19 protein-coding genes are annotated in these 22870 nt (G+C 65.3%); 11 read left to right on the plus strand and 8 right to left on the minus strand.

Going from position 1 to position 22870, the window contains the following annotated elements; translation table 11 throughout:
• The first annotated feature begins 119 nt into the window (after window positions 1-119).
• The 4 genes from HBJ55_RS11940 to HBJ55_RS11955 all read left to right on the plus strand — a co-directional run bounded on the left by HBJ55_RS11940 (window position 120) and on the right by HBJ55_RS11955 (window position 3283).
• A complete protein-coding gene (locus HBJ55_RS11940) occupies window positions 120-1019 on the plus strand; it encodes a LysR family transcriptional regulator (RefSeq protein ID WP_167114811.1) in 900 nt (299 codons plus the stop codon).
• A gap of 56 nt (window positions 1020-1075) precedes the next feature.
• Window positions 1076-2182, plus strand: coding sequence for a histone deacetylase family protein (locus HBJ55_RS11945; RefSeq protein ID WP_338072011.1), 1107 nt, complete (start codon window positions 1076-1078; stop codon window positions 2180-2182).
• A gap of 118 nt (window positions 2183-2300) precedes the next feature.
• The gene (locus HBJ55_RS11950; RefSeq protein ID WP_167114813.1) at window positions 2301-2723 is read left to right on the plus strand and encodes a GFA family protein; all 423 of its coding nucleotides are present in this window, start codon (window positions 2301-2303) and stop codon (window positions 2721-2723) included.
• 80 nt (window positions 2724-2803) lie between these two features.
• A complete protein-coding gene (locus HBJ55_RS11955) occupies window positions 2804-3283 on the plus strand; it encodes a peroxiredoxin (protein WP_167114816.1) in 480 nt (159 codons plus the stop codon).
• A gap of 350 nt (window positions 3284-3633) precedes the next feature.
• Here the strand turns inward: HBJ55_RS11955 and HBJ55_RS11960 are convergent, their stop codons facing one another.
• Window positions 3634-4698 carry an AI-2E family transporter gene (locus HBJ55_RS11960; protein ID WP_167114818.1) on the minus strand — a complete coding sequence of 355 codons (1065 nt, stop codon included), beginning with the start codon at window positions 4696-4698 and terminating at the stop codon, window positions 3634-3636.
• Window positions 4699-4864: 166 nt separating this feature from the next.
• On the opposite strand from HBJ55_RS11960, the gene HBJ55_RS11965 reads away from it, so the two are divergent.
• The gene (locus HBJ55_RS11965) at window positions 4865-5683 is read left to right on the plus strand and encodes a Rho termination factor N-terminal domain-containing protein (protein WP_167114820.1); all 819 of its coding nucleotides are present in this window, start codon (window positions 4865-4867) and stop codon (window positions 5681-5683) included.
• A 9-nt stretch (window positions 5684-5692) separates the two neighbouring features.
• Here the strand turns inward: HBJ55_RS11965 and HBJ55_RS11970 are convergent, their stop codons facing one another.
• The 4 genes from HBJ55_RS11970 to HBJ55_RS11985 all read right to left on the minus strand — a co-directional run bounded on the left by HBJ55_RS11970 (window position 5693) and on the right by HBJ55_RS11985 (window position 12328).
• Complete coding sequence (locus tag HBJ55_RS11970) at window positions 5693-7438, minus strand: bifunctional protein-serine/threonine kinase/phosphatase (RefSeq protein ID WP_167114822.1); 1746 nt, start codon at window positions 7436-7438, stop codon at window positions 5693-5695.
• Window position 7439: 1 nt separating this feature from the next.
• On the minus strand, window positions 7440-8249 hold the full coding sequence (locus HBJ55_RS11975) for a formate/nitrite transporter family protein (RefSeq protein ID WP_167114824.1): 810 nt from the start codon (window positions 8247-8249) through the stop codon (window positions 7440-7442).
• Window positions 8250-8658: 409 nt separating this feature from the next.
• Window positions 8659-9582 carry a uroporphyrinogen-III C-methyltransferase gene (cobA, locus tag HBJ55_RS11980; protein ID WP_167114826.1) on the minus strand — a complete coding sequence of 308 codons (924 nt, stop codon included), beginning with the start codon at window positions 9580-9582 and terminating at the stop codon, window positions 8659-8661.
• A complete protein-coding gene (locus HBJ55_RS11985; RefSeq protein WP_167114828.1) occupies window positions 9542-12328 on the minus strand; it encodes a nitrate reductase in 2787 nt (928 codons plus the stop codon). Before HBJ55_RS11985 ends, cobA begins: the two co-directional genes overlap by 41 nt.
• A gap of 423 nt (window positions 12329-12751) precedes the next feature.
• Here HBJ55_RS11985 and HBJ55_RS11990 point away from each other — a divergent pair, with 423 nt between their 5' ends.
• The 6 genes from HBJ55_RS11990 (at window position 12752) to HBJ55_RS12015 (ending at window position 21128) form a co-directional block, all read left to right on the plus strand.
• Window positions 12752-13375 (plus strand): ANTAR domain-containing response regulator, encoded by a 624-nt coding sequence (locus HBJ55_RS11990; RefSeq protein WP_167114830.1) that lies wholly within the window; start codon window positions 12752-12754, stop codon window positions 13373-13375.
• Complete coding sequence (locus HBJ55_RS11995) at window positions 13372-14412, plus strand: CmpA/NrtA family ABC transporter substrate-binding protein (RefSeq protein WP_167114832.1); 1041 nt, start codon at window positions 13372-13374, stop codon at window positions 14410-14412. Before HBJ55_RS11990 ends, HBJ55_RS11995 begins: the two co-directional genes overlap by 4 nt.
• A 282-nt stretch (window positions 14413-14694) precedes the next feature.
• Window positions 14695-16002, plus strand: a complete 1308-nt coding sequence (locus tag HBJ55_RS12000) for an NAD(P)/FAD-dependent oxidoreductase (RefSeq protein WP_167114834.1) — start codon at window positions 14695-14697, stop codon at window positions 16000-16002.
• Window positions 15999-18512, plus strand: coding sequence for a nitrite reductase large subunit NirB (nirB, locus tag HBJ55_RS12005; protein ID WP_167114836.1), 2514 nt, complete (start codon window positions 15999-16001; stop codon window positions 18510-18512). Before HBJ55_RS12000 ends, nirB begins: the two co-directional genes overlap by 4 nt.
• 149 nt (window positions 18513-18661) lie before the next feature.
• Complete coding sequence (gene nirD / locus HBJ55_RS12010; RefSeq protein ID WP_167114838.1) at window positions 18662-19033, plus strand: nitrite reductase small subunit NirD; 372 nt, start codon at window positions 18662-18664, stop codon at window positions 19031-19033.
• A gap of 214 nt (window positions 19034-19247) precedes the next feature.
• The gene (locus HBJ55_RS12015) at window positions 19248-21128 is read left to right on the plus strand and encodes a monovalent cation:proton antiporter-2 (CPA2) family protein (protein ID WP_167114840.1); all 1881 of its coding nucleotides are present in this window, start codon (window positions 19248-19250) and stop codon (window positions 21126-21128) included.
• Window positions 21129-21181: 53 nt separating this feature from the next.
• Here HBJ55_RS12015 and HBJ55_RS12020 read toward each other — a convergent pair whose 3' ends face one another.
• The 3 genes from HBJ55_RS12020 to HBJ55_RS12030 all read right to left on the minus strand — a co-directional run bounded on the left by HBJ55_RS12020 (window position 21182) and on the right by HBJ55_RS12030 (window position 22840).
• Window positions 21182-21667: a VOC family protein gene (locus HBJ55_RS12020; protein ID WP_167114842.1), complete on the minus strand. Its 486-nt coding sequence runs from the start codon at window positions 21665-21667 to the stop codon at window positions 21182-21184.
• Between the two features lie 152 nt (window positions 21668-21819).
• Complete coding sequence (locus HBJ55_RS22550; RefSeq protein WP_479688606.1) at window positions 21820-22047, minus strand: GDCCVxC domain-containing (seleno)protein; 228 nt, start codon at window positions 22045-22047, stop codon at window positions 21820-21822.
• Window positions 22048-22159: 112 nt separating this feature from the next.
• On the minus strand, window positions 22160-22840 hold the full coding sequence (locus tag HBJ55_RS12030) for an RES family NAD+ phosphorylase (protein ID WP_277345652.1): 681 nt from the start codon (window positions 22838-22840) through the stop codon (window positions 22160-22162).
• Window positions 22841-22870 lie beyond the last annotated feature (30 nt).

Below are 22870 nucleotides of genomic sequence, written 5' to 3' on the forward strand. Positions count from 1 at the left end.
GGCCCGGCTTGCGGGCTTGTTGTTGTCGTGTTGCAGGTGGAATGGCCTACGCAACCAGCATGGTGCGCCCCCTACGTTTTGTATATTGAATAGTTTTTAAATTGTGTTTTACTTTCTAAATGAAACCCAGCATCAAGCAGCTGCGCGCCTTCGTCGCCGTGGCCCAGTCAAGCAGCCTGGCCGAGGCCAGCGAGCGCATCCACCTCTCTCAGCCGGCGATCTCCATCGCCCTGCGCAAGCTGGAGGAGGCCGTCGGCGGCGCGCTGTTCTCGCGCACCACGCGCCAGCTCACCCTGACCCCCGAGGGCGAAGCCTTCCTACCGGTGGCGGTACGCCTGCTGCATGATTGGTCCGAAGCCTTCGACGACCTCGAGGAGCGCTTCTCCAAGCAGCGCGGCAAGGTCACCGTAGCCGCGCTGCCCACCCTGGCAGCGGGCCTGCTGCCCGGCATCATCGCCACCTTCCATGCCCGCCATCCACGCATCAACCTGAGCCTGCACGACGTGCTGGCCGAGCAGGTCAGCCAACTGGTGCGTGAGGGCCGTGCCGACCTGGGGCTCTCGGTGGCCCCCCACGATACCGAAGAGCTGGCTTTCGAACCGGTGCTGGTGGATCGCTACGTGGCGGTCTGTCCCAGCGGGCACCCGCTGCTGGAGCAGCAGAGCGTGCAATGGGCGCAGCTGGCCGGCCACCCCTTCATCGGCATCAATCGTCTCTCCAGCTCGCGCCAGGACATCGACCGCATCATGGCCGAGGTGGGCACCCCACTGGAGATCCTCTGCGACGCCAGCCAGATCGCTACCGTGGGTCGCATGGTGGCCGCCGGCCTCGGTATCAGCGTGCTGCCGCGGCTCAGCTTCCGCCAGATCGCCACCGACGGCATCGACTACCGGCCGCTGACGGCACCCGACGTGAGCCGCCCACTGGGCATCGTCATGCGTCGTCGGCATCCGCTCTCGGCCGCCGCCGCGGCGCTTCACGCCATGATCCAGGCGTCGGCCCTGAATCCAGGCGGCTAGCGTTTCGCAAGCGGCTATGCTGTGGGAAAACGACACCTTTCCTGCAGGAGCGGAACGTGGCCGAGCCCAATAGCGTGATCGCTTTCTACGACGAACGAGTGCTATCGCACCAGCCTGACTCCGACGCACCCTTCCTGCCCAGCCGCATGGAGCGGCGAATACGCCAACTGCTCTCATCGCTGAACGTGCCTTGGAAGTACCCGGAACACGCAGGAAGGCTCAGCGCCATTCGTCAATTGCTGGAACTCGAGCCGGTGCCCGGCCTGCGCTTCGAGATTGGCAAGGCGGCCACGCGGGAGCAGCTGGGGCGCGTCCACACCAGTTCGTATCTCAGCCACATCTTCGATCTACGCGGCAAGAATGCCTGGCTCGACGTGGACACAACGGCGGTTTCCACCGGCAGCATCGATGCCGCCGAAGTGGCAGCCGGCACCGCCATCGCCGCAGTCGAGGCGGTCATACAGGGGCGCAGCGAGTCCGCTTTCGCGCTGGTACGCCCACCTGGGCACCACGCCGAGCCGGCGCGTGCCCGCGGCTTCTGCCTGTTCAACAACGTGGCCGTCGCCGCCGCCCATGCCCAGGCGGAGCTCGGTTGCAGGCGCGTCATGATCGTCGATTGGGACGCCCATCACGGCAACGGCACACAGGACATCTTCTATGCCGACCCCGATGTGCTGTTCTTCGATATCCACCGTGCCTCGCCCTTCTATCCCGGCACCGGGCAACTGGAAGAGATCGGCGTTGGCTTGGGCGAAGGCACCACGGTCAACGTCCCCATGCCGGCCGGAGCCGGCGACCAGGCCTACCTCAAGGCCTTCAACGAAATCCTGGTGCCTGCCGCCGACTGGTTCCAACCGGACCTGATTCTCGTATCGGCAGGGTTCGATCCGCACCCGTTCGATCTCGCCCTCAATGTCTCATTCGAAGGCTTTGCCGCCATGACCGGAATACTTCAAGAGGTTGCACGCCGACATTGCAAGGGCCAACTAGTCTTCGTGCTGGAAGGGGGTTACCACCTCATTTCCCTGTCACGCGGGGTCAGGACGGTTCTCGAGGCTCTGGCTGGCGGCACCTTGCAAGAGCCCAGCATCACCGGCCTGGCCGAGGTCGAGGCCGCAGCTGCCTTTCATCGCCAAGCCTTCGTCTCGGATGACCCCGATTAGCCGGCCTGGCCAGGCTTACGGAGCCGGTCGCAGGCCCGCAACATGAGACTGCGAACCTTCGCTGCGAAGGCTATCCTTCGCCATGATGAACACTTCAATGCTCAACGGAGGAGACCCAATGAAAGACGGGATGAATGCACGCGGCAGTTGCCTGTGCGGCGCGGTGAAGGTCGCCGTGGCAGTCAACAAGCAGAACGTCGGCGCCTGCCACTGCGACATGTGCCGCACCTGGGGTGGCGGCCCGCTGCTGGCGCTGGAGTCGGTCAGCGACGTCGAGATAGAAGGCGAGGAGAGCATCACGGTCTATGCCTCGTCGGATTGGGCCGAGCGCGGTTTCTGCCGACGCTGCGGCACCCACCTCTTCTATCGCCTCAAGACCGGTAACCACTATGCCATTCCGGTGGGCCTGGTCGACGGCGGCGAGGCATGGAGCTTCGACTCCCAGATATTCATCGACCAGAAGCCGGCGTATTACCGTTTCGCCAACGAGACCCACGACATGACCGGCCAGGAAGTCTTCGACGCCTACCAGGGCAGCTGACCGGGCTACATTCGGCAACGTGCCAAGCCGCCATACTGCGCTACAGTATCGCTACCAATGACATGACATGGAGCTGTCCAATGCCCATTTCCGTAGGCGACAAGATCCCCGACGTGAAGATCAAGACCAACGGCCCCGACGGCCCCGAGGACATCACCACCAGCGAGGTGTTCGCCGGCAAGCGCGTGGTGCTGTTCGGCGTGCCGGGCGCCTTCACGCCCGGCTGTTCCAACACCCATATGCCCGGCTTCGTGGCCAAGGCCGACAAGGTGCTGGAGAAGGTCGATACCCTGGCCTGCATGGCGGTCAACGATGCCTTCGTGATGCGCGCCTGGCAGAAGGACCAGAACGCCCAGGCGATCCTGATGCTGGCCGACGGCAACGCCGAGCTGACTCGCGCCCTGGGCATGGAGAAGGATTCCAGCGGTGCCTGCATGGGCATTCGCTGCCTGCGTTTCGCCCTGATCGCAGAGGATGGCGTGGTGTCCTACGTCGGCATCGATACCGAACGCGGCGTGGTCGACAAGAGCAGCGTCGACACGGTGCTCGCTCACCTTTAGGGTTCCCGCTCCTCTTCGTGACGCAAGACACGGGGCTCCCTGGCCCCGTTTGCTAAAGCTTCCTCCCTTTCCGCCGATAAAACAGTCGAGGCCGTTTCGGCACGATGCTTCACCGGGAAAGGAGTAAGCTGCATGGAAGACGTAGCGCAGGAAGCCGTACTTGCCAGGCTGCTCCTGGTCGACGACGAGCCCAACGTGCTCTCCGCACTGACTCGCATGCTGCGCCCAGAAGGGTATGTCCTGCATACCGCCAAGGGTGGGATGCCGCCTTCAAGGACGCCAGGAGCCGACGGCAGACGCACGGCGACCACAACGAAAGAGGTTCCTGACGCTCCTTTCGCTGACCACCCTCATCGCTGCCCCAGCACCTCGACATCGTCGCCAAGCACATCTTCCACATAGAGCATCTGTACGGCTACCACCGCCACCACTGCGAGCGGCGTGGCCAGGATTACCCCGGCCACTCCGGCCACCGCCGCCCCCGCGAGCTGCACCACCACGGTAAAGGCCGGCGGCAGGCGCACCATGCCCTTGGCCGCCAGCGGCATGACGATATTCGACTCCAGTGTTTCCACCGTCACGTAGAGGGCAATGGCGTACAGCGCCAGCTCCGGCGCCTGAAGAAAGGCAATCAGCACGGTCGGTATCGCGCCGAGAATCGGCCCCAGGTAGGGAATGAAGGTGAGCAGGCCGGCGATCAGTCCCAGCGCGCCCGCCATCGGCACGTCGAGAAACATCAGCCCGAGCGCAATGGCGATGCCGACGAACAGCATCGATACCAGGCGGCTGAGCAGCCATAGCCGCAACGAACGTCCCTGCATGTACAGCACCTGACGCAACCGCACGCGCCGGGCCGGTGGGAACAGTTGCACCACGTTGTCGACGTACTCGCCCGGGCTGAGCACCAGATAGAAACCCACCAGCAGGATCAGCAGGAAGCTGGCAATGCCCCCCAGCGTGCTGGAAAAGAGAGCGGTGAAGCGATTGAACACCGGCTCGCCGAGCAGTCGCGCGGGGTCCTCGACCTCCTCGAGGGCCGTCGCGACGCCGGGCAGCTCCTGCACCACCTCCACGAGGCGGAGTAACGCCTGGGGGAGCTGCTGCACCAACTGGGGTAGCTGCGCCATCAGCCGCGGGCCGACCAGCGCGCCCGTTCCACCCAGCGCCAGACAGACCAGCAGCAGCGCGATGGCCAGGGCCCACCGCCGCCCGATCGGCAGATAGCGCTGGCACAAACGCACCACGCCATCGATCGCCACGGCCGCTAGGATGCCGGCGAACACCAGCAGCATCACGTCGAGGAGCTGATTGGCAAAATAGAGCAGCACCGCCACGAGGGCGGCGAGCCCAATAGCAATCATCACGCGTCGGGTATAGCGCGAAATCGTTTTGACGCCGCTTTCCTTGTCGGCCATGCCCGCTCCTTGCCTGCTGCGGCAACTGCCGCGTCGCGCCATTCCCGGCGCCTTGCAGAATCAGCCTAGCAGATGCCGAGGCCGCGGCTCACGCGCCAGGAACTTCGCCAACCCCGTTTACTCCTATGCTAGGTGTGTGCATCAAGAAAACCAGGGAGGTGCAGCGATGGCTACCGATGACAAGCGTTATGACCGCCTCAAGCAGCACGAAGGCAAAGGCTATTCGGGAATGAAAGTCGGCCGCTCGCACAAGTGGTACTACGACCAGGGAGAGTGGCGCGAGCGCAAGCTCAGCCCCGACGAGTGGGAAATCTCCTACCAGACCACCAAGCGGCGGGCGGCCCGCGCCCCCGAGGAGTCCGGCGCCCCCATCGGGACGGAATACAACTGGCTGATCGTGTCCCATCAGCGTGTAGAGAAGTGCGACGCCAACAGCTACGAGACCTGCCTGGAAGGCAAGAAATTCAAAGTCGCGCACAAGCGTGCCAGCAACAATGCCTGGAACGTCAGCGAGAAAGCCCAGCGCAAGAAGGTGATCGAGTATCTGGAGCAGATGATCGAGGAGCTGAAGCAAGCCGACGAATCGGATGCCCTGCCCTACAGCGTTGGCGAGCACGAGCACATCTACGGGCTCAACCTGCGCACCAAGGCCGAGCTGCTCGACATGGCGAAGAAGTACGAAATCTCCGGCACATCGAAGATGAAGCGCGAGGAGTTATTGGATGCGGTGAAGGCGTGCATCGAGCAGGCAGGAAAGCCCCAGCCTGAGGAAACGATCGAGCAGAACGAGCAGCCGAGGCCCGACGGGCACGCCGAGCGCAAGCCGGACGGTGACGCAACGAACCTCGAAGCGAAGAGCAAGGACGAGCTTTACCAGCTGGCCAGCGAGCGGCGCATCAGCGGTCGTTCGAGCATGAGCAAGTCGCAGCTCGCGCGCGCCCTCGCCGGCCGTCGGCAGCGCCCTGGCACGAGTTCGCGGGCCTAACCTCCAACCTCACTCGAGCAGCAGCACGAGCACGAGCAGCGAAAGCAGCGCGGCCACGCCTTTCCAGAACAGTACGGGGTCGCGCTCGATCAGCGGCGGGCGGGACTTTTTCACGAACACGGGACTGGGCTGGCGCAGTTCGTGGACCAGCTCGGAGAGTGCCTCGAAGCGCCGCTCCGGCTGAGGGTGCAGCGCCTTCCTCAGCACCTCGTCGACCCAGGCGGGCAGCTCGCGGTTGGCCGAAAGCGCCGAGCGGTACGCGAGGCGGTGCTGCCCCGCTCGGCTGCGCGCCTTGGCCACCTCGGTGCCGTAGGGTAGCGTCCCGGTGAGCGCATGATAGGCGATCACGGCCAGCGAGTACATGTCCGAGCGTGGCGTGGCCGGCTCGCCGAGGAAACACTCCGGCGCCGTGTAGGAAGCCGTCCCCAGCAGCTCCTCCCCCTGCCCCGGGTTGCCTTCCACAACCCCGGCCACGCGTACCGAACCGAAGTCGATGAGGGTCGCGTGCCCCGCGGCATCGACCATGACGTTATGCGGCCGCAGGTCCTGATGCACCATCTCCAGGCGATGGAAGGCGCGCAGGCCGCGGGCGATCTGCTCGACGAGGCTGCGCACCGTTTCCAGCTCCAGCCGCGGCTCGTCGCGCAGCCACTGGGCCAGCGTACGACCCTCGATGAACTCCGTCACGCTGTAGAGGTAGCGCCGCCGGCGCCCCGACCGGTGCGCCTTTACCACGTGCGGGTTGTCGATGCGTCGGGCGATCCACTCCTCCATCAGGAACCGCTCCACGTGCTTCGGGCTCTCGCGCAGTTCGGTCGCCAGGGTCTTGATGACCACCTTGTCCGCGGTTGCCTGGTCCACGGCCAGGTAGGCATGGCTGCGATCGCTGGCGTGGAGCTGGCGCAGGATGCGATAGCCATCGAAGACCATGCGCGGTTCGAGCTGCGGAGGGAACGGCAGCCTCGCCTCGCCCGAATAGAGCTCTTCGGCCTGGCCCAGCGGCACCTCTTCGACTCTCACCACCTGCACCGTCAGGTTGTCGTCGCTGCCCGCTGCGAAGGCCGCCTGCACCAGGGCAAGGGCGGCGGCGTCCAGGTCGGCCTCGTGCTCGGCGAGAATTTCGTGCATGCGCGCTTCGCTCAGATGCTCATAGACGCCGTCGGTCATCAGCAGGAAGCGCTCTCCCGCCTCGACGGGCAGGGCCAGGTAGTCGATCTCGAGCTGCTCGCTGACGCCCATCGCCCGGCTGAGGTAGCTCCTGTCCGGCGTCGCCCAGACACGATGCTCACGGGTCAGCGGTTCCAGGGCGCCGCCCGCTCTTCCTTCGACCAGGCGATAGAGGCGCGCATCACCAACATGGAAGATGTGGGCGGTGCGCGACTTCAGCACCAACGCGGTGAAGGTGCAGACGTAGCCGCGATCCCTGTCCCAGCGATACTCGCTGCGCCGGGTCTGGGCGTGCAGCCAGGAGTTGGTCGCCATCAGCACCCGCTGGGCCGCGGTCTTCACCGTCCAGCTCTCGGCAGTGCAGTAGTAGTCCTCGATGAAACTCCTGACCGCCGACTCGCTGGCCACCTGGCTCACATCGCTGCTGCTGATACCGTCGGCCAGCGCCACCACGACGCCCTTGCTCGACAGCTGCGGCTCACGCGGTACGTAGGCGCCGTGGAAATCCTGGTTGACCGGCTTGCGCCCCGCCTTCGAGCACTGCCCCAGCGAAACCCGCAGCGACCTGCCGGGTTCGAAAGCCGACATGTCAGATATCGCGCAGGGGCGCGGTGCGCACGTGGGTGGCGTATAGCGTCAGCCCGGTGAGCGACAGCCCGCCGATCAGGTTGCCCACCACCACGGGGATCTCGTTCCAGATCAGGTAGTCCGTGATCGAGAAGTCGCCACCCATCATCAACGCAGACGGGAACAGGAACATGTTGACGATGGAGTGCTCGAAGCCCATGAAGAAGAACACCATGATCGGCATCCACATGGCGATCACCTTGCCGCCCACCGTGGTCGAGACCATCGCCCCGACCACGCCGAGCGAGACCATCCAGTTGCACAGGATGCCGCGGATCAGGATGGTCAGCATGCCGGCCGCGCCGAACTCCTTGTAGCCCACGGTACGGGCATGGCCGATGCCGGCGATCTTCTGCCCCACCTCGTCCGGCGGCGTGGCGAAGCCGTAGGTGAAGACGACCGCCATCAGCACCGCCACCGTCAGGGCGCCGGCCAGGTTGCCGCAGAAGACCTTGCCCCAATGGACCAGGATTCTTTCGATGGTGACGCCGGGGCGCCGATCCAGCCAGGCCAGCGGCGTCAGCACGAAAACGCCGGTCAGCAGATCGAAGCCCATCAGATAGAGCATGCAGAAGCCGACCGGAAACAGCGCCGCACCGAGGATCGGCATACCGGTCTGCACCGTGATGGTGACGGCGAACACCGCGGCCAGGGCCAGGATGGCCCCGGCCATGAAGGCGCGAATCAGGACGTCCCGGGTGGCCATGTGGAGCTTGGACTCGCCGGCATCCACCATCTTTGTCGCGAATTCCGAAGGAAGCAGATAGGACATAACGTTCTCGACGCTCGTGGCGTTTCTCCGTATCGAAACTGGCGCGACAAACGCAAAGGCGCCTGAAGCCGGCGTGCAGCTTCAGGCGCCCTTGCCTGTATTCGTCGCGTTGTCGTAGGCCTGCGAAACCAGGCAGCGGCGATCGTCGTTGATCCTGCCGGCAGCCTGCGGTTGCAGCCTTGCCCTATACCTAGCACGTTGCGTGCCAATTCATCGCTCGCGCGGCAGAAAGCGCGCCAGGGCGGAGCCGCGGCGCACTTGCTACGACTTGCTCAGCTTTCGCCAGGCTTCGGCATGCCCGCATGGCCCACGCTATCCGTGGCGGAAGCGACCATGCCGGTGCAAGTCAGAGAGCGGGCGCCCAGCCTTGGTGCAGCATAAGGCCCAGGGCACCTCAGGCGCGGACGGTTCAGCGGGAGGGAGATGCCTCAGTCTGGGCCGACGGGGCGGCGGCCGGGCTGGTCGCGACCATGCTGACCACGCTGCCGACCACGATCAGGCAGGGCGACGGTAGCGGTGAGGCAGCCAGCTTGCCCGGCATGTCGGCCAGGGTGCCGACCAGCGAGGCCTGTTCGGGCAGGCTGGCGTTGGCCACCAGCATGATCGGCCAGTCGTCGGGCAGGCCGTGGCGACGCAGCCCGGCACAAATGGCCTCGACCTTGGTCAGGCCCATGTAGAAGATCAGCGTCTCGTCCTGGCGCGCCAAGGTGGCCCAGTCGGGCTCACCGTCCTTGCGGCACAGCTGGGCGGTAATGAAGCGCAGCTGCTGGGCGTGGGCGCGGTCGGTCAGCGGAATGCCCATGCCGGCCGCGGCCGCCGAGGCGGCGGTGATCCCCGGCACGATCTCTGCTGCCACACCGGCCTCGGCCAGCGCAGCGAGCTCCTCGCCCATGCGCCCGAACACGCCGGGGTCGCCGCCCTTGAGCCGCACCACCGACTTCCCTTGCCCCGCCAGCTTCACCAGCAGCGCGCCGATCTCGGCCTGGGGCACGCTGTGGTGGCCGCGCTCCTTGCCCACGTAGTAGCGCTCGTGGCCGGCGGGAATCAGCGCCAGCACGTCGTCGCCCACCAGGCGGTCGTAGACCACCGCATCGGCCTGCTGCAGCAGCCGGGCGGCCTTGAGCGTGAGCAGCTCGACGTCGCCGCTACCTGCCCCCACCAGGTAGACCCGGCCGGCATGGCAATCGCCGTCCAGGGTCACGGTCGGTGCGGCAACGCGGGTGGATCGCCCGAACGGCGAGCGCACGATATGCCCCAGGCCGTGCAGCCGCGAGAAGGCGGCCTGCAGCAGCTCAGGCGACAGCATTGTCTTCAAGTGGCTCAGCGCTCGCATGGGCCTTCTCCTCTTCGATAAGCGATTTCAGCTCGGGAATGCAGCTGCCGCACTGGGTGCCACAGGCCAGCCTGGCGCCCAGCGCCTCGACGCTGTCGTCGCCTTCACGTATAGCCCCTAGGATAGCGCGTTGGCCCACCTGATGGCAGCTGCAGACCACCGGGCCCTGGTTGGCGGTACCGTCGTCGCAGCCGGCCAGCAGACGCCGACGGTGCGGCGGCGCCAGCCCTTCCCCGTTGGCAGCCTCAGCGAAGCGAGCGGCCAGCCAGGTCAGATTGGGCAGCTCCCTGGGCGCCCCCGACATGAACCACCAGCGCAGGCGGCCCGCCTCATCGACCCCGGCGGCGCGCAGGCGGCCGCTGGCGGGGTCGGTGCACCAGAGCGTAGGAGGTACCGGCAGCTCGGCCTCCAGCCAGGCCAGCCAGTCGCGTTCGGCCTTCTCAACCCCGCCGCGGGCGCCTTCCACCCCGCCGCAGGCGCTCAGCTCGCCGCCGGCCAGTTGCCAACGCTGGCAGTCGCCCAGGGGAATGCGCGCCCAGTAGCGGCTCTCGTCGCACCAGGCCGTTTCCGCCACGCCCAGGTCGTCGGCCACCAGCAGGGTGGCCTCCCAGCCCAGTTGCAGCGGCTCCAACCACACTGCGCCATGCTTGGACTCCGGCTGGCCGGAAATCGGGTCCAGGTGCGCCTCGAGCAGCTCGCCCATGAGTGCCGACCCACTGAAATGGCTGCTCCAGTGCATCGGCACGAACACCTCGCCGCGGCGCTGCCCGCGCGACACCCGCATCCGGCCGATATAGCTGCCGCCCGCACCGTGCAGCCGGGTCAGCGCATGCTCTTCCACGCCCAGCTCGCTGGCATCTTCCGGGGCGATCTCGATGAACGGCTCGGCACGGTGGTTCATCAAGCGCGGCGCACGCCCGGTACGGGTCATGGTGTGCCACTGGTCGCGAATGCGCCCGGTGTTGAGCCGCAGCGGCCGCGCGGCGTCCAGCGCCTGTGCCGGCGACCGCGGGCGCACCGGCAGCATCCGCGCACGGCCGTCCGGCGTGGCGAAGCGGCCGTCGGTGAACAGCCGGGCGGTGCCGTGGGGGGCGCCAGCATTCACCGGCCACTGGATCGGCGCCAGGCCGTCGTAGGCGGCCCGGTCGAGCCCGACCAGGCCGGAGATGTCGAACAGCCGGCGGCCCTCGCCCGGATTCTCACCGTTCTCGAAGCCCGAAAGCCTGGCGTGCTCGTCGAAGATCTCGCTCGGGTGGCTGTAGTTGAAGGCCTCGCCGAAGCCCAGCCGCTTGGCCACCTCGCAGACGATCCACCAGTCGTGGCGCGCCTCCCCCGGTGGCGGCAGGATGCCGCGCTGGCGCGAGATGCGACGCTCGGAGTTGGTCACGGTGCCGTCCTTTTCCGACCAGCTCGAGGCCGGCAGCACGATATCGGCATAGGCCAGCAGGTCGGCGTCGGCCATGCACTCGGAGACGATCACCAGCGGGCACTTCGCCAGCGCCGCGCGCACCCGGTCGGCCCGCGGCAGGCTCACGGCCGGGTTGGTGGCCATGATCCACAGTGCCTGCACCTCTCCGCGCTCGATCGCCTCGAACAGCGCCACCGCCTTGTGACCCGGGCCGTCGGGCAGGCACGGCACCCGCCGCTCGGTGGCCCAGAAGCGCGTGACGCGATCCCGCGCCCCGGGAGTGTCGTAGTCCATGTGCGCGGCGAGCTGGTTGGCCAGCCCGCCCACCTCGCGCCCGCCCATGGCGTTGGGCTGGCCGGTGATCGAGAACGGCCCGGCCCCGGGCAGGCCGATCTTGCCGCCCGCCAGGTGGCAGTTGATGATGGCGTTGCCCTTGTCGGTGCCGCTACTCGACTGGTTCACGCCCTGGGAGAACAGCGTGACCACGTGCAGGTGGCTGGCGAACCAGTAGAAGAAGGTTTCCAGGCGCTCGGCATCGACGTCGCAGTCGGCGGCGATGGCCTCCACGCCGGCATCCTGCTCCCGCGCCGCGGCCAGTGCCTCGTCGAAGCCCTGGACGTGCTGCTCCAGATAGACCCGGTCGAGCTTGTTGCGCTTGGCCATCCACGCCAGCAGCCCGGTGAACAGGCGCGCATCGCTGCCTGGCTTGAGCCCCAGGTAAAGGTCGGCGATCTCGCAAGTGTCGGTGACCCGTGGGTCGATCACCACCACCCGCAGCAGCGGTTTGCGCTGCTTGGCCACCTTCAGCCGCTGGTAGAGCACCGGATGGTTCCAGGCCAGGTTGGAACCCACCAGTACCACCAGCTCGGCCTCTTCGAGATCCTCGTAGCTGCACGGCACGGCGTCGGCGCCGAAGGCGCGCTTGTGGGCGGCCACGGCCGAGGCCATGCACAGCCGTGAGTTGGTATCCAGGTGCGGCGTGCCGAGAAACCCCTTGAACAGCTTGTTGGCGACGTAGTAATCCTCGGTCAGCAGCTGTCCGGAAAGGTAGGCGGCCAGGGCCTGGGAGCCGCGGGTGGCCTGCACCGCCGTGAGCCGCTCGGCCACCGTGGCCAGCGCCGTCTCCCAGTCAACCTCGACGCCGTCGACCCGCGGCCGGGTCAGGCGGCCGTGGTTGCCCAGCGTCTCGTGCAGGGCCGAGCCCTTCACGCACAGCCGGCCGAAGTTGGCCGGGTGCTCCGGGTCGCCCTGTACGTCGACGATCCGCTCGTCCTCGACGCAGGCCACCACGCCACAGCCGACGCCACAGTAGGGGCAAGTGGTTCGGGCCTCGCGCATGTCGATCTCCTGTCTCGTCGTTCGCAAAACGACGACGCCCGCCAACGGCCGTCCTCAAGAGGTGGCGGTTGGCGGGCGTCGTTGCCGCTTGGGGCGCTGAACGTTGCGCTCCCATTGAAGTTACTTGCCCCATATCAAGCAGGAAGCGTGCCATGCGGCGTATAACGCGACCGTTTCAGGCAGATGTCTCTCCGCTGTTGCCTCCCGGCCGGCTTCCTCATGCGGCAACGCACCATGAACCGGCAGGGTCCACACTCGCGTTGCACCAGTCTGGTGCCTGAATGCCAGCCAGAACGCTGCGACGCAGCAACCGCCCCCGAGGCCGCCCTTCGCCAGGCAGCGCCAGGAGTGCGGCAAATCACATTTGGAATGGATCTTGCTAGGCAAGGGATGGAGCCCTAGCCAGACACGAGCGACGTCACTATGCCACCACCCCTGAACATCCTGCTGGTCGACGACGAGGTGGTACGCGCCGCCATGGTCGAAGAGGCATTGATGGCCGAAGGGCACCGGGTCATCTGCCGGCTCGCGAGCCCGGCCAGCCTCAACCAGATGGTCGAACGCCACCAGCCCGACGTGGTGATCATCGACATGGAGAGCCCCGACCGCGACACGCTGGAAAGCATGGCGCTGCTCAACCGCGAGAACCCGCGCCCGGTGGTCTTCTTCGCCGACCAGCACGACTCCGACATGCTGCAGGCCGCGCTCAAGTCCGGCGTCAGTGCCTACGTGGTCGACGGCCTGGTACCCGAGCGGGTCGAGGCCATCGTCGAGGTGGCCATCGCCCGCTTCGACGCCTTCCAGAGCATGCGCCAGGAGCTGGACAAGGCACGCAACCAGCTGACCGAGCGCAAGCGCATCGAACGCGCCAAGGGCCTGCTGATGAAGCACCAAGGCTGCGACGAGGAGCAGGCCTACCGCATGCTGCGCAAGCTGGCCATGGACCGCGGCCAGCGCATCGCCGAGGTCGCCGACAGCGTCATTGACATTCTCGCCCGCCTGAACCCGACCGTGCCCGCCTCCGAACCACGGGGATCCCGCTCATGAGCCACCCGCAACACCACGCCGACTCGCCGGAACTCGAGCGCATCTCCCTCGGGTTCGTCCCGCTGCTCGATGCCGCCCTGCTGATCGTCGCCCGCGAACGGGGCTGTTTCGCCGCCCAAGGGCTGGATGTCAGCCTGTCGCGGGAAAACGCCTGGACCACCCTGCGCGACAAGGTCGCCGCCGGCCTGCTCGACGGCGCCCAGATGCTCGCCCCCATGCCGCTGGCCATGAGCCTGGGGCTGGGGCGCGCGCCCTGCGAAACGCTGGCCCCGCTATTGCTCAGCCGCAACGGCAACACCGTGACCCTGTCCGACGCCCTGTGCCAGGCCAGCGGTGCCACGCTTACCAGCGACCCGGCCGGCAGCGCCCTGACGCTGGGCACCTGGCTGCGCGGCCAGGGCGGCGGCAAGCGCCCGCGCCTGGCCATGGTCTACCCCTACTCCTGCCAGCACTATCAGCTGCGCGAATGGCTCACCCTGGGCGACATCGCCCCCGACCGCGACGTGGAGCTGGTCGCCCTGCCGCCGCCGCGCATGGTGGAAGCCCTGCGCGACGGGCAAATCGACGGCTTCTGTGCCGGCGAGCCCTGGGGCACCCTGGCCCGCCATTGCGAGGTGGGCCGGCTGGTGACCACCGGCGCCCAGCTATGGCCCAACCACCCGGAAAAGGTACTCGGCGTGACGCGCTCCTGGGCGCAGCGCTACCCGGCCACGCTGGCCGCCCTGCTGCGTGCCCTGCGCGATGCCGGCGAGTGGCTTTACGCCTCGCCCGAGCACCGCCGCCAGGCGCTGGAGTGGCTGGCCCTGCCGCCCTATCTCGACCGCTCGGTTCGCCACCTGGAGACTCTTGCCCACGACGAAGCGCCTATCCACCAGCAGCTCTGCGGCCCGGACGTGCTGCGCCCCACGCCGCAGGCCGCCCTGCATTTCGCCGAACCCATCGTCAGGCAACTGGAAGAAGCGGGGGGACGCTTCGACCCGGCGCTGCTGGCGGCTTGCTACAGCCCTGTGCATTTCGATGCCGCAACGCACCAGTGATGTGCACGACCGGCGGGAGCCGAGCTCCATCCGGTCGTATTTATGCAGCCCAACCTCATGTTCTTCAAATGAAATTAGCTGCATTTTGGCGTTCTGGCCGGGTTCTTGAACTGTACTGAGTGAGGCGATCAAAGGCGATCGCCGACACATATTCGACAACGACGTCTCTGCGCTTCCCGATTCGATGGCAGATCGATAGGGGCCGCGCCGAGGCGTCGTTGCGTTTTGACCCGGTCATTTGGTTTTACCCAGTCACTTAAGCATCGAGAGGAGCTGTCAGCCATGCGCCAGCGACATCCCGCAACGGCACCCAGCGAACACCTGGTCATCGTCGGCAACGGCATGGCCGGCCATCGCCTGGTCGAAGCGCTCCTCGCCCGGCCGGAGCGACCCGCTCGCATCACCGTGATCGGCGCTGAAACGACGCCGGCCTACAACCGCATTCTGCTCTCGCCGCTACTGGCCGGCGAGATGGAGCGCGAGGCGCTGACCCTGCGCGATGCCGCGTGGTACGCCGAGCAGGGCATCGAGCTGGTGCTGGGCGAGCGGGTGGAGACCATCGACCGCAGCGCACGGCGCCTGGCCACCGATGCCGACCGTGAACTCGACTACGACCGCCTGGTGCTGGCCACCGGCTCCCATCCGGCCCGCCCGCCGGTGCCGGGGCTCGAACTGCCGGGCGTTCACGTCTTCCGCGACCTCAACGATGCCGACGCCCTGGCGCGCGCCGCCGAACGAGGCAGCAATGCCGTGGTGATTGGCGGCGGCCTGCTCGGCCTGGAAGCGGCCGAAGGGCTGCGCAAACGCGGCATGCAGGTGAGCCTGCTGCAGCGCGACGACCGCCTGATGAATCGCCAGCTCGACCTTACCGCCGCGCGCCTGCTCGAGAAAGAGCTGCGCGGCCGCGGCCTCGACATCCATACAGCTGCCCAGCTCGAACGGCTGGAAGCCGACGTCGACGGCCAGGTATGCGCCGCGCTTCTGGGCGACGGCACCCGGCTCGCCGCCGACTGCGTCGTCGTGGCCATCGGCATCGTGCCCAACACGGCGCTTGCCCGCAGCGCCGGGCTCGAGGTCAACCGCGGCGTGGTCGTCGACGAGTGGCTGACCACCTCCGATCCATCGATCCACGCCCTGGGCGAGTGCTGCGAGTTCGAAGGCCAGACCTACGGCCTGGTGGAGCCGATCTGGCGCCAAGTCGAGGTGCTGGCCGAGCGGCTCTGCCGGCCCGATGCCGAGGGTGCGCAGGGCTACACCGAGAAGCCCACCGCCACCAAGCTCAAGGTCAGCGGCGTCTCGCTCTACGCCTTCGGCCCCACCGATCCCGAACCCGGCGGCCATGAAGTGCTCAGCTATCGCGATCCCCAGCAGGGCGACTACCGCCGCCTGCTGCTGCGCGACGGCCGCCTGGAAGGCGCCGTGCTCTACGGCGACACCGCCTCCGGCCCCTGGTACTTCGAGCAGGCCCTGGCGGGCCGCGACCTGACCCCCTGCCGCCCGGCCCTGCTGCTCGGCGCCGCCGACGCCCAACTCCTGCTCGACGACGCCCTGAATGAATCACCGCAAAGCCCCGCGAAGGAGGCCGCATGAACACGCCCGCTAAACCGCAACTGATCGTCATCGGCAACGGCATGGTCGGCCACCATCTGGTCGAGCAGCTGGTCGAACAGGGCGCCACGCAGCGCTATGAAGTCACAGTGTTCGGCGAGGAGCGCCACCTGGCCTACGACCGCGTGCACCTCTCCGAGTACTTCAGCGGTCGCGACGCCGCCTCGCTGGCGCTCTCCACCGCCGACTACTACGCCGAGCACGACATCGAGCTGCGCCTGCACGAGGCGGTCACCGCCATCGACCGCGGCAAGGGCGAAGTGGTGACATCCCAGGGCCGCTACGCCTACGACCGCCTGGTGCTGGCCACCGGCTCCTACCCCTTCGTGCCGCCGATTCCCGGTAACGACCGCGAAGGCTGCCTAGTCTACCGCACCCTGGAGGACCTCGACGCCATTCGCGAAGCCGCCGAGACCGCCACCACCGGCGTGGTGGTGGGCGGAGGTCTGCTCGGCCTGGAAGCCGCCAACGCCCTGCGCGGGCTCAACCTCGATACCGCCGTGGTGGAATTCGCCCCGCGCCTGATGCCAATGCAGGTCGACAGCGAAGGCGGCGAACTGCTGCGCGAGAAGATCGAGGCGCTGGGCGTGCAGGTGCTCACCGGCCGCGCCACCCAGGAGATCGTCGACGGCGAGGCCAGCCGCCACCGCATGGTGTTCCAGGACGACAAGGTGCTGGAAACCGACCTCATCGTCTTCTCCGCCGGCATTCGCCCACGCGACGAACTGGCCCGCGACTGCGGCCTGGAGATGGGCGAGCGCGGCGGCGTGGTGATCGACGACAACTGCCTGACCAGCGACCCGGCGATACTCGCCATCGGCGAAGTCGCGCTGTGGAACAACAGCATCTTCGGCCTGGTCGCCCCCGGCTACCAGATGGCCAAGGCCGCCGCCTCCACGCTACTGGAAGGCGGCGTGACCTTCGCCGGTGCCGACATGAGCACCAAGCTCAAGCTGATGGGCGTCGACGTGGGCTCCATCGGCGACGCCCACGGCGACCGCACCCCCGGCGCGCGGCAGTACCGCTTCCTCGACCCCATCAAGCAGCAGTACCGCAAGCTGGTGGTCTCCAGCGACGGCAAGCGCGTGGTGGGCGCCATGCTGGTGGGCGACAACAGCTACTACGACACCCTGCTGCAGTACTACGCCAACCGCATCGACCTGCCCGAGGACCCGGCCGCGCTGATCCTGCCCGCCGGTGGCGAAGCCGCCCCCGCGCTGGGGCCGGACGCCCTGCCGGAAACCGCCACCATCTGTTCGTGCCACAACGTCACCAAGGGCGACGTGTGCGCCTCGATCGACGCCGGCGCCGTGGACCTCGGCGCGGTGAAGGGCGCCACCAAGGCCAGCACCGGCTGCGGCGGCTGTGCCGCCCTGCTCAAGAACCTGGTGGACCACGAGCTCGAAAGCCGCGGCGTGGAGGTGGACAAGTCGATCTGCGAGCACTTCGCCCATACCCGACAGGAGCTCTATGACATTGTGCGGGTGGAGGGCATCAAGACCTTCAGCGAGCTGATGGAGAAGCATGGCAATCCCGAGACCCATAAACTCGGCTGCGATATCTGCAAGCCGGCGGTGGCCTCGATACTGGCTTCCTGCTTCAACGAGCCGATCACCGACGCGGCCCACATCCCGCTGCAGGACACCAACGACACCTTCATGGCCAACATGCAGAAGAACGGCACCTACTCCGTCGTTCCCCGCGTGCCGGGCGGCGAGATCACCCCCGACAAGCTGGTGGTGCTGGGCCAGGTGGCGCAGAAATACGCGCTCTACACCAAGGTGACCGGCGGCCAGCGCATCGACCTGTTCGGCGCCCGCCTGGAGGACCTGCCGGCGATCTGGGGCGAGCTGATCGAAGCCGGCTTCGAGACCGGCCACGCCTACGGCAAGTCGCTGCGTACGGTGAAGTCCTGCGTGGGCAGCACCTGGTGCCGCTACGGCGTGCAGGACAGCGTAGGCATGGCGATCCAGCTGGAGCACCGCTACAAGGGCCTGCGCGCACCGCACAAGATCAAGTTCGGCGTTTCCGGCTGCACCCGCGAGTGCGCCGAAGCCCAGAGCAAGGACATCGGCGTTATCGCCACCGAGAACGGATGGAACCTCTACGTGTGCGGCAACGGCGGCATGCGCCCGCGCCACGCCGAACTCTTCGCCACCGACCTCGACGACGAGCAGGTCTACCGCATCATCGACCGCTTCCTGATGTTCTATATCCGCACCGCCGACCGCCTGCAGCGCACCTCGGTGTGGCGCGAGAACCTCGAAGGCGGCCTCGACTACCTCAAGCAGGTGATCCTCGAGGACAGCCTCGGCATCGGCGAAGAACTCGACCGGCAGATGCAGGCCGTGATCGACACCTACGAGTGCGAATGGGCCAACGCCATCAGCGACCCGGAGAAGCTCAAGCGCTTCCGCAGCTTCGTCAACGACGCGCGACCCGACCCGGACATTATCTATACCACCGAGCGCGGCCAGCTGCGGCCGGCCTAATGGAAATCGCTGCGCGAGCGAATCGCGTTGTTGCGCGGCACCCCGAAGGCTCGCCTAACCCCACGTTATGTCTCGCCTTCGGTCCGCCGCGCGCCTAGCGCTTCATCTCGCTCGCCGATTTCCTGAAACGTATCTGGAGATTAAAAGAAATGAGTTCAGCAATTGCGGCGAAGACCATGACCCAGACCTGGCAACGACTCTGCACCCGCGCCGACCTGGTGCCCTACTCCGGCGTCGCCGCCTGGGTGGAAACCCCGGAAGGCCCGGCCCAAGTGGCAGTCTTCTACCTGCCCGGCCAGGCGCAGGAACTCTACGCCCTGGACCACCACGACCCCTTCTCCAACGCCAACGTTATCGCCCGCGGCATCGTCGGCGACCTCAAGGGCCAGCTCGTCGTCGCCACGCCGATCTACAAGCAGCACTTCCGCCTGAAAGACGGCCAATGCCTGGAAGACGACAGCGTGCGGCTGCGCACCTGGAAGGTAAGCTTCAAGAGCGATGAGGTGTGGATCGAGGCGTGAGGTTGCGGACTTAGAAAAGAAAAAGCCGCCGACGCTGGGGAAGCGTCGGCGGCTTTGGCTCATGTCGGTGACTGACCTGGAGAATTATTAGCGGAGCCAAGCCAGGGGGAAGGTCACTCCCGTTTTCGGAACCGGAAGCGGAATGCAACCGTTGGGCTAAGGTTGGATGTGCGAATATTTGCTTTTCGGCCCACGGACATGACTGACTACTCTGATGACAGACTACTTTGTTCAAGCGTTTATTTACCTGGTGGCGGCGGTGGTCGCGGTGCCACTGGCCAGGCGGTTCGGGCTGGGGTCGGTACTCGGTTACCTGGTGGCCGGTGTGGTCATAGGGCCGGTGACCGGACTGGTGGGCCAGGAGACCGCTACCGTTCAGCATTTTGCCGAGTTCGGCGTGGTCATGATGCTGTTCCTGGTGGGGATGGAGCTTGACCCCAAAACACTCTGGGCCATGCGGGTCCGCCTGCTCGGTCTCGGCGGCCTGCAGGTCACACTGACCGCAGCCGCCGCCACCTGTTTTGCCTGGTCCCTGGGCCTGCCCTGGCAAACAGCCGTGGCGGTGGGGTTTCTCTTCTCCCTCTCCTCAACCGCGATCGTCCTGCAGACATTGACCGAAAAGGGTCTGGTCAAAACCGAAGGCGGCCGAAGTGCCTTCTCAGTGCTGCTTTTCCAGGACATCGCGGTGATTCCCATGCTGGCCGTCATCCCGCTGCTGGCCGTGCCGGGAATTTCCGGTACCGACGCAGAGCACGGGCACAGCAGCCTGAGCCTGGTTGAGAACCTACCGGGCTGGGCGCATGGGCTGGTGGTTGTCGGTGCGATCGTGCTGGTGATTGTCTGCGGCCATTACCTGAGCCGGCCGCTGTTCCGCTACGTGGTGCAGTCCGGTATGCGGGAAGTGTTTACCGCCACGTCCCTGATGCTGATTATCGGCATCGCGGCACTCATGAGCCTGGTGAATCTGTCGCCGGCGCTCGGCGCTTTCCTGGCCGGCGTGGTCCTGGCCAACAGCGAATTCCGGCACGAACTGGAAGCCAATATCGAACCGTTCAAGGGGCTGCTGCTGGGGCTGTTCTTCATTACCGTGGGCGCGGGGATCAATTTCGGGGTGCTGGCGGATTCCTGGGATGCGGTCCTTCTTCTCGCCCTGGCGGTTATCGTGGGCAAGGCGCTGATTCTGGTTGGCCTGGCCTTCGCATTCGGCATCCGCGATAGCGAAGGCTGGCTGTTCACGCTCGGGCTGGCCCAGGCCGGTGAGTTCGGGTTTGTCCTGCTGACCTACAGCACCCAGAACCGGGTGATTCCTGCGGACACCGCCCAGGTGCTGTCACTGGTGGTGGCCCTGTCCATGTTCCTGACGCCGCTGTTGTTCATTGTCTATGACCGGGTGGTGCTGCCGCGCTATCAGAAGGCATCCAATGAAGAAGCGGAGCCGGATGAGATAGAAGAGCGTGCCCCGGTGATCGTGGCCGGGGTCGGCCGCTTCGGGCAGATCGTCTGTCGTTTGCTTCGCGCCAACAACATTCCCAGCGTCGCCCTGGACCATGCCCTGGATCAGATCGAAAACCTGCGCCGCATCCAACTGAAAAGCTACTTTGGCGACGCCACCCGCGTCGAACTGCTGGAAACCGCCGGCATTGCCGAGGCGCGCCTGCTGGTCGTCGCCATCGACGACCGCGACCGGGCCGTGAGCCTGGTGCGCCATGTAAAACAGCTTTACCCGGAGGTCTGGATACTGGCCCGCGCCTTCGACCGCGGCCATGGTTATGAATTGCGCGAAGCCGGTGCCGACGACGTGGTGAGCGAAACCTATTACTCCGCCCTGGAACTCGGTGGCGAGGCCCTCACCGCCCTGGGCGTCCACCCACAACGCGCCCGCCGGATGACCGACTCCTTTGTCGCCAGCGAAAAAGCCCACGAAGACCAACTGTTCGACGCTTGGCGCAATATCGAAGAAGGCATCCACTTCAGCCCGCGCTACGGGGAGTTGTTCATGAAGCTCGAAGAGTCGTTGGGGCACGCCATGCGGGAGGACGCACGGCGAACCGTGGACGAAGCACCGGCTTGGACACCACCGAGGGACAATGGCTGATCACCCGCCGACGCTGGGTAGCGTCGGCGGCTTTGGGTAAACCCCTTCTCATCTCAACCGCGAAAGGCGGCCTCGATCTTGGCGATGTCGATTTTCCGCATCGTCATCATGGCATCGAATGCCCGCTTGGCGGCGGCGCGGTCGGGGCTGGTGAATGCTTTCGTCAGCGCAATCGGCGTGATCTGCCACGAGATGCCCCACTTATCCTTGCACCATCCGCATTGGCTCTCCTCGCCGCCATTGCCGACGATGGCGTTCCAGTAGCGATCCGTCTCCTCCTGGTCCTCGGTCGCCACCTGAAACGAGAACGCCTCGCTGTGCTTGCACATAGGCCCGCCGTTCAGCCCGAGGCACGCCACGCCCAGTACGGTGAACTCGACCGTCAGAACGCTCCCCTCCTCCCCCGCGGGGTAGTCCCCAGGCGCGCGGTGCACTGCATCGAGCGAGGAATCGGGAAAGGTCTCGGCATAGAATTTTGCGGCTTCCTCAGCGGCTCCGTCGTACCAAAGGCAGATCGTGTTCTTTGCCATGTGCTTCATGATCGGCTCCCTTCTGTGGGTGATTTGCTGTGAGTGGCAATCTAATGTCGAATGGAGCTGGCAGAAATCGACAGGGGATGGTGGTGTCTAATGTTGAAGCTGAGCGTGGTCGATTTGGGCCGTGGACCTCCACCGCTTACTGCTGCTACTTGTTATGGGTCAGGAGCACACCCCCCTGATCCTTGTTGAATCGGTGGGCACGGAACTGTGCCGTATGAACAAAAGACACAGCAGTCTCCATGCTTAGGCTTCAGTAAAGCATGGCAAGACTCACACTCGTAAAAATACTGGCATGAGTCTGTAGGCATGGTTTCCGTTTTCTGGTGGCCACAGTTTGGACACTTGATCGTCGATTCCAAGACCACATCGACCATAGCCATGCCCTCCGACAAGATAAGAATTCAGCCCCATCCACACCAGACGTGGCTCAGCCCAGAAACTGAACGCTTGCAGCAGGGGCGCGACGTCAGGAGCGTCCCTTGCCTGCACTTTTTAAACCCCTTTTAGGTCACTTGACTCGATGCTAACTAACCTCAATAGCTTGCTTTCTGTTTTGGATTCATCAGCTTCCGCACACTGCTCGGAAGTTGCAAAAATAACGATAGCTTGCTTTCCTTCATTTTTAGAGCTGGGATATATCACTCCATCAATAGGAGTATTATCTTCGCTTTCGAATACGTAGCGGAAATATTCCGTCACGATTTGGGTTGGAACATAATCAATATGCACCCTGTCGTTTCTCTCTATTGGCTTAGTAAAATCATCTATGAAATCAAAGAGAAACTTCATGTAATCGCGCTTTTCTCTTTCATGCTCATCGAACAGGCTGGGAACATACGGTGTAGCGGAAAGATCAATTACCGTTAGATTTCTAGTGGGCTTAAAAACACCACAAGTGACTTTTTTATCTGAAGTACAGGGTGTGTAGGTTTCTAATATTGCGGTATCAATATCGAAAGCACCATAGAACATTGGAATTCCGGCAGGGCTCATCCTGTTAGCCATTGTGGCGAATTCTGTAGGAGGAGAGCCTAAGTCTTTCGCAGAATTCAAGATCTTCTCCGGATCTGTGATTCGTACGCGACGTATTTCTTGATCCACGGCTATTGGTTTAATCAAACCAATAGATTTTATAATTTCACCCAGAGCATCAAGAATGCTTACTGGGTCCATTCCATCATGCTGATGTTCATCGTAATCGGG

The organism is Billgrantia bachuensis (genome assembly GCF_011742165.1).
GTDB classification, from domain to species: domain Bacteria; phylum Pseudomonadota; class Gammaproteobacteria; order Pseudomonadales; family Halomonadaceae; genus Halomonas; species Halomonas bachuensis.

Excerpts from the sequence above, each read along its gene's own strand:
- HBJ55_RS11985 (WP_167114828.1), bottom strand. The coding sequence starts at position 12,328 with ATGCGCGAGGCCCGAACCACTTGCCCCTACTGTGGCGTCGGCTGTGGC.
- nirB (WP_167114836.1), top strand. The coding sequence starts at position 15,999 with ATGAACACGCCCGCTAAACCGCAACTGATCGTCATCGGCAACGGCATG.
- nirD (WP_167114838.1), top strand. The coding sequence starts at position 18,662 with ATGAGTTCAGCAATTGCGGCGAAGACCATGACCCAGACCTGGCAACGA.
- HBJ55_RS11940 (WP_167114811.1), top strand. The coding sequence starts at position 120 with ATGAAACCCAGCATCAAGCAGCTGCGCGCCTTCGTCGCCGTGGCCCAG.
- HBJ55_RS12030 (WP_277345652.1), bottom strand. The coding sequence starts at position 22,840 with ATGGACCCAGTAAGCATTCTTGATGCTCTGGGTGAAATTATAAAATCT.
- HBJ55_RS12000 (WP_167114834.1), top strand. The coding sequence starts at position 14,695 with ATGCGCCAGCGACATCCCGCAACGGCACCCAGCGAACACCTGGTCATC.
- HBJ55_RS11975 (WP_167114824.1), bottom strand. The coding sequence starts at position 8,249 with ATGTCCTATCTGCTTCCTTCGGAATTCGCGACAAAGATGGTGGATGCC.
- HBJ55_RS22550 (WP_479688606.1), bottom strand. The coding sequence starts at position 22,047 with ATGGCTATGGTCGATGTGGTCTTGGAATCGACGATCAAGTGTCCAAAC.
- HBJ55_RS11955 (WP_167114816.1), top strand. The coding sequence starts at position 2,804 with ATGCCCATTTCCGTAGGCGACAAGATCCCCGACGTGAAGATCAAGACC.
- cobA (WP_167114826.1), bottom strand. The coding sequence starts at position 9,582 with ATGCGAGCGCTGAGCCACTTGAAGACAATGCTGTCGCCTGAGCTGCTG.
- HBJ55_RS11995 (WP_167114832.1), top strand. The coding sequence starts at position 13,372 with ATGAGCCACCCGCAACACCACGCCGACTCGCCGGAACTCGAGCGCATC.
- HBJ55_RS11960 (WP_167114818.1), bottom strand. The coding sequence starts at position 4,698 with ATGGCCGACAAGGAAAGCGGCGTCAAAACGATTTCGCGCTATACCCGA.
- HBJ55_RS12020 (WP_167114842.1), bottom strand. The coding sequence starts at position 21,667 with ATGAAGCACATGGCAAAGAACACGATCTGCCTTTGGTACGACGGAGCC.
- HBJ55_RS11950 (WP_167114813.1), top strand. The coding sequence starts at position 2,301 with ATGAAAGACGGGATGAATGCACGCGGCAGTTGCCTGTGCGGCGCGGTG.
- HBJ55_RS11965 (WP_167114820.1), top strand. The coding sequence starts at position 4,865 with ATGGCTACCGATGACAAGCGTTATGACCGCCTCAAGCAGCACGAAGGC.
- HBJ55_RS11970 (WP_167114822.1), bottom strand. The coding sequence starts at position 7,438 with ATGTCGGCTTTCGAACCCGGCAGGTCGCTGCGGGTTTCGCTGGGGCAG.
- HBJ55_RS11990 (WP_167114830.1), top strand. The coding sequence starts at position 12,752 with ATGCCACCACCCCTGAACATCCTGCTGGTCGACGACGAGGTGGTACGC.
- HBJ55_RS12015 (WP_167114840.1), top strand. The coding sequence starts at position 19,248 with ATGACAGACTACTTTGTTCAAGCGTTTATTTACCTGGTGGCGGCGGTG.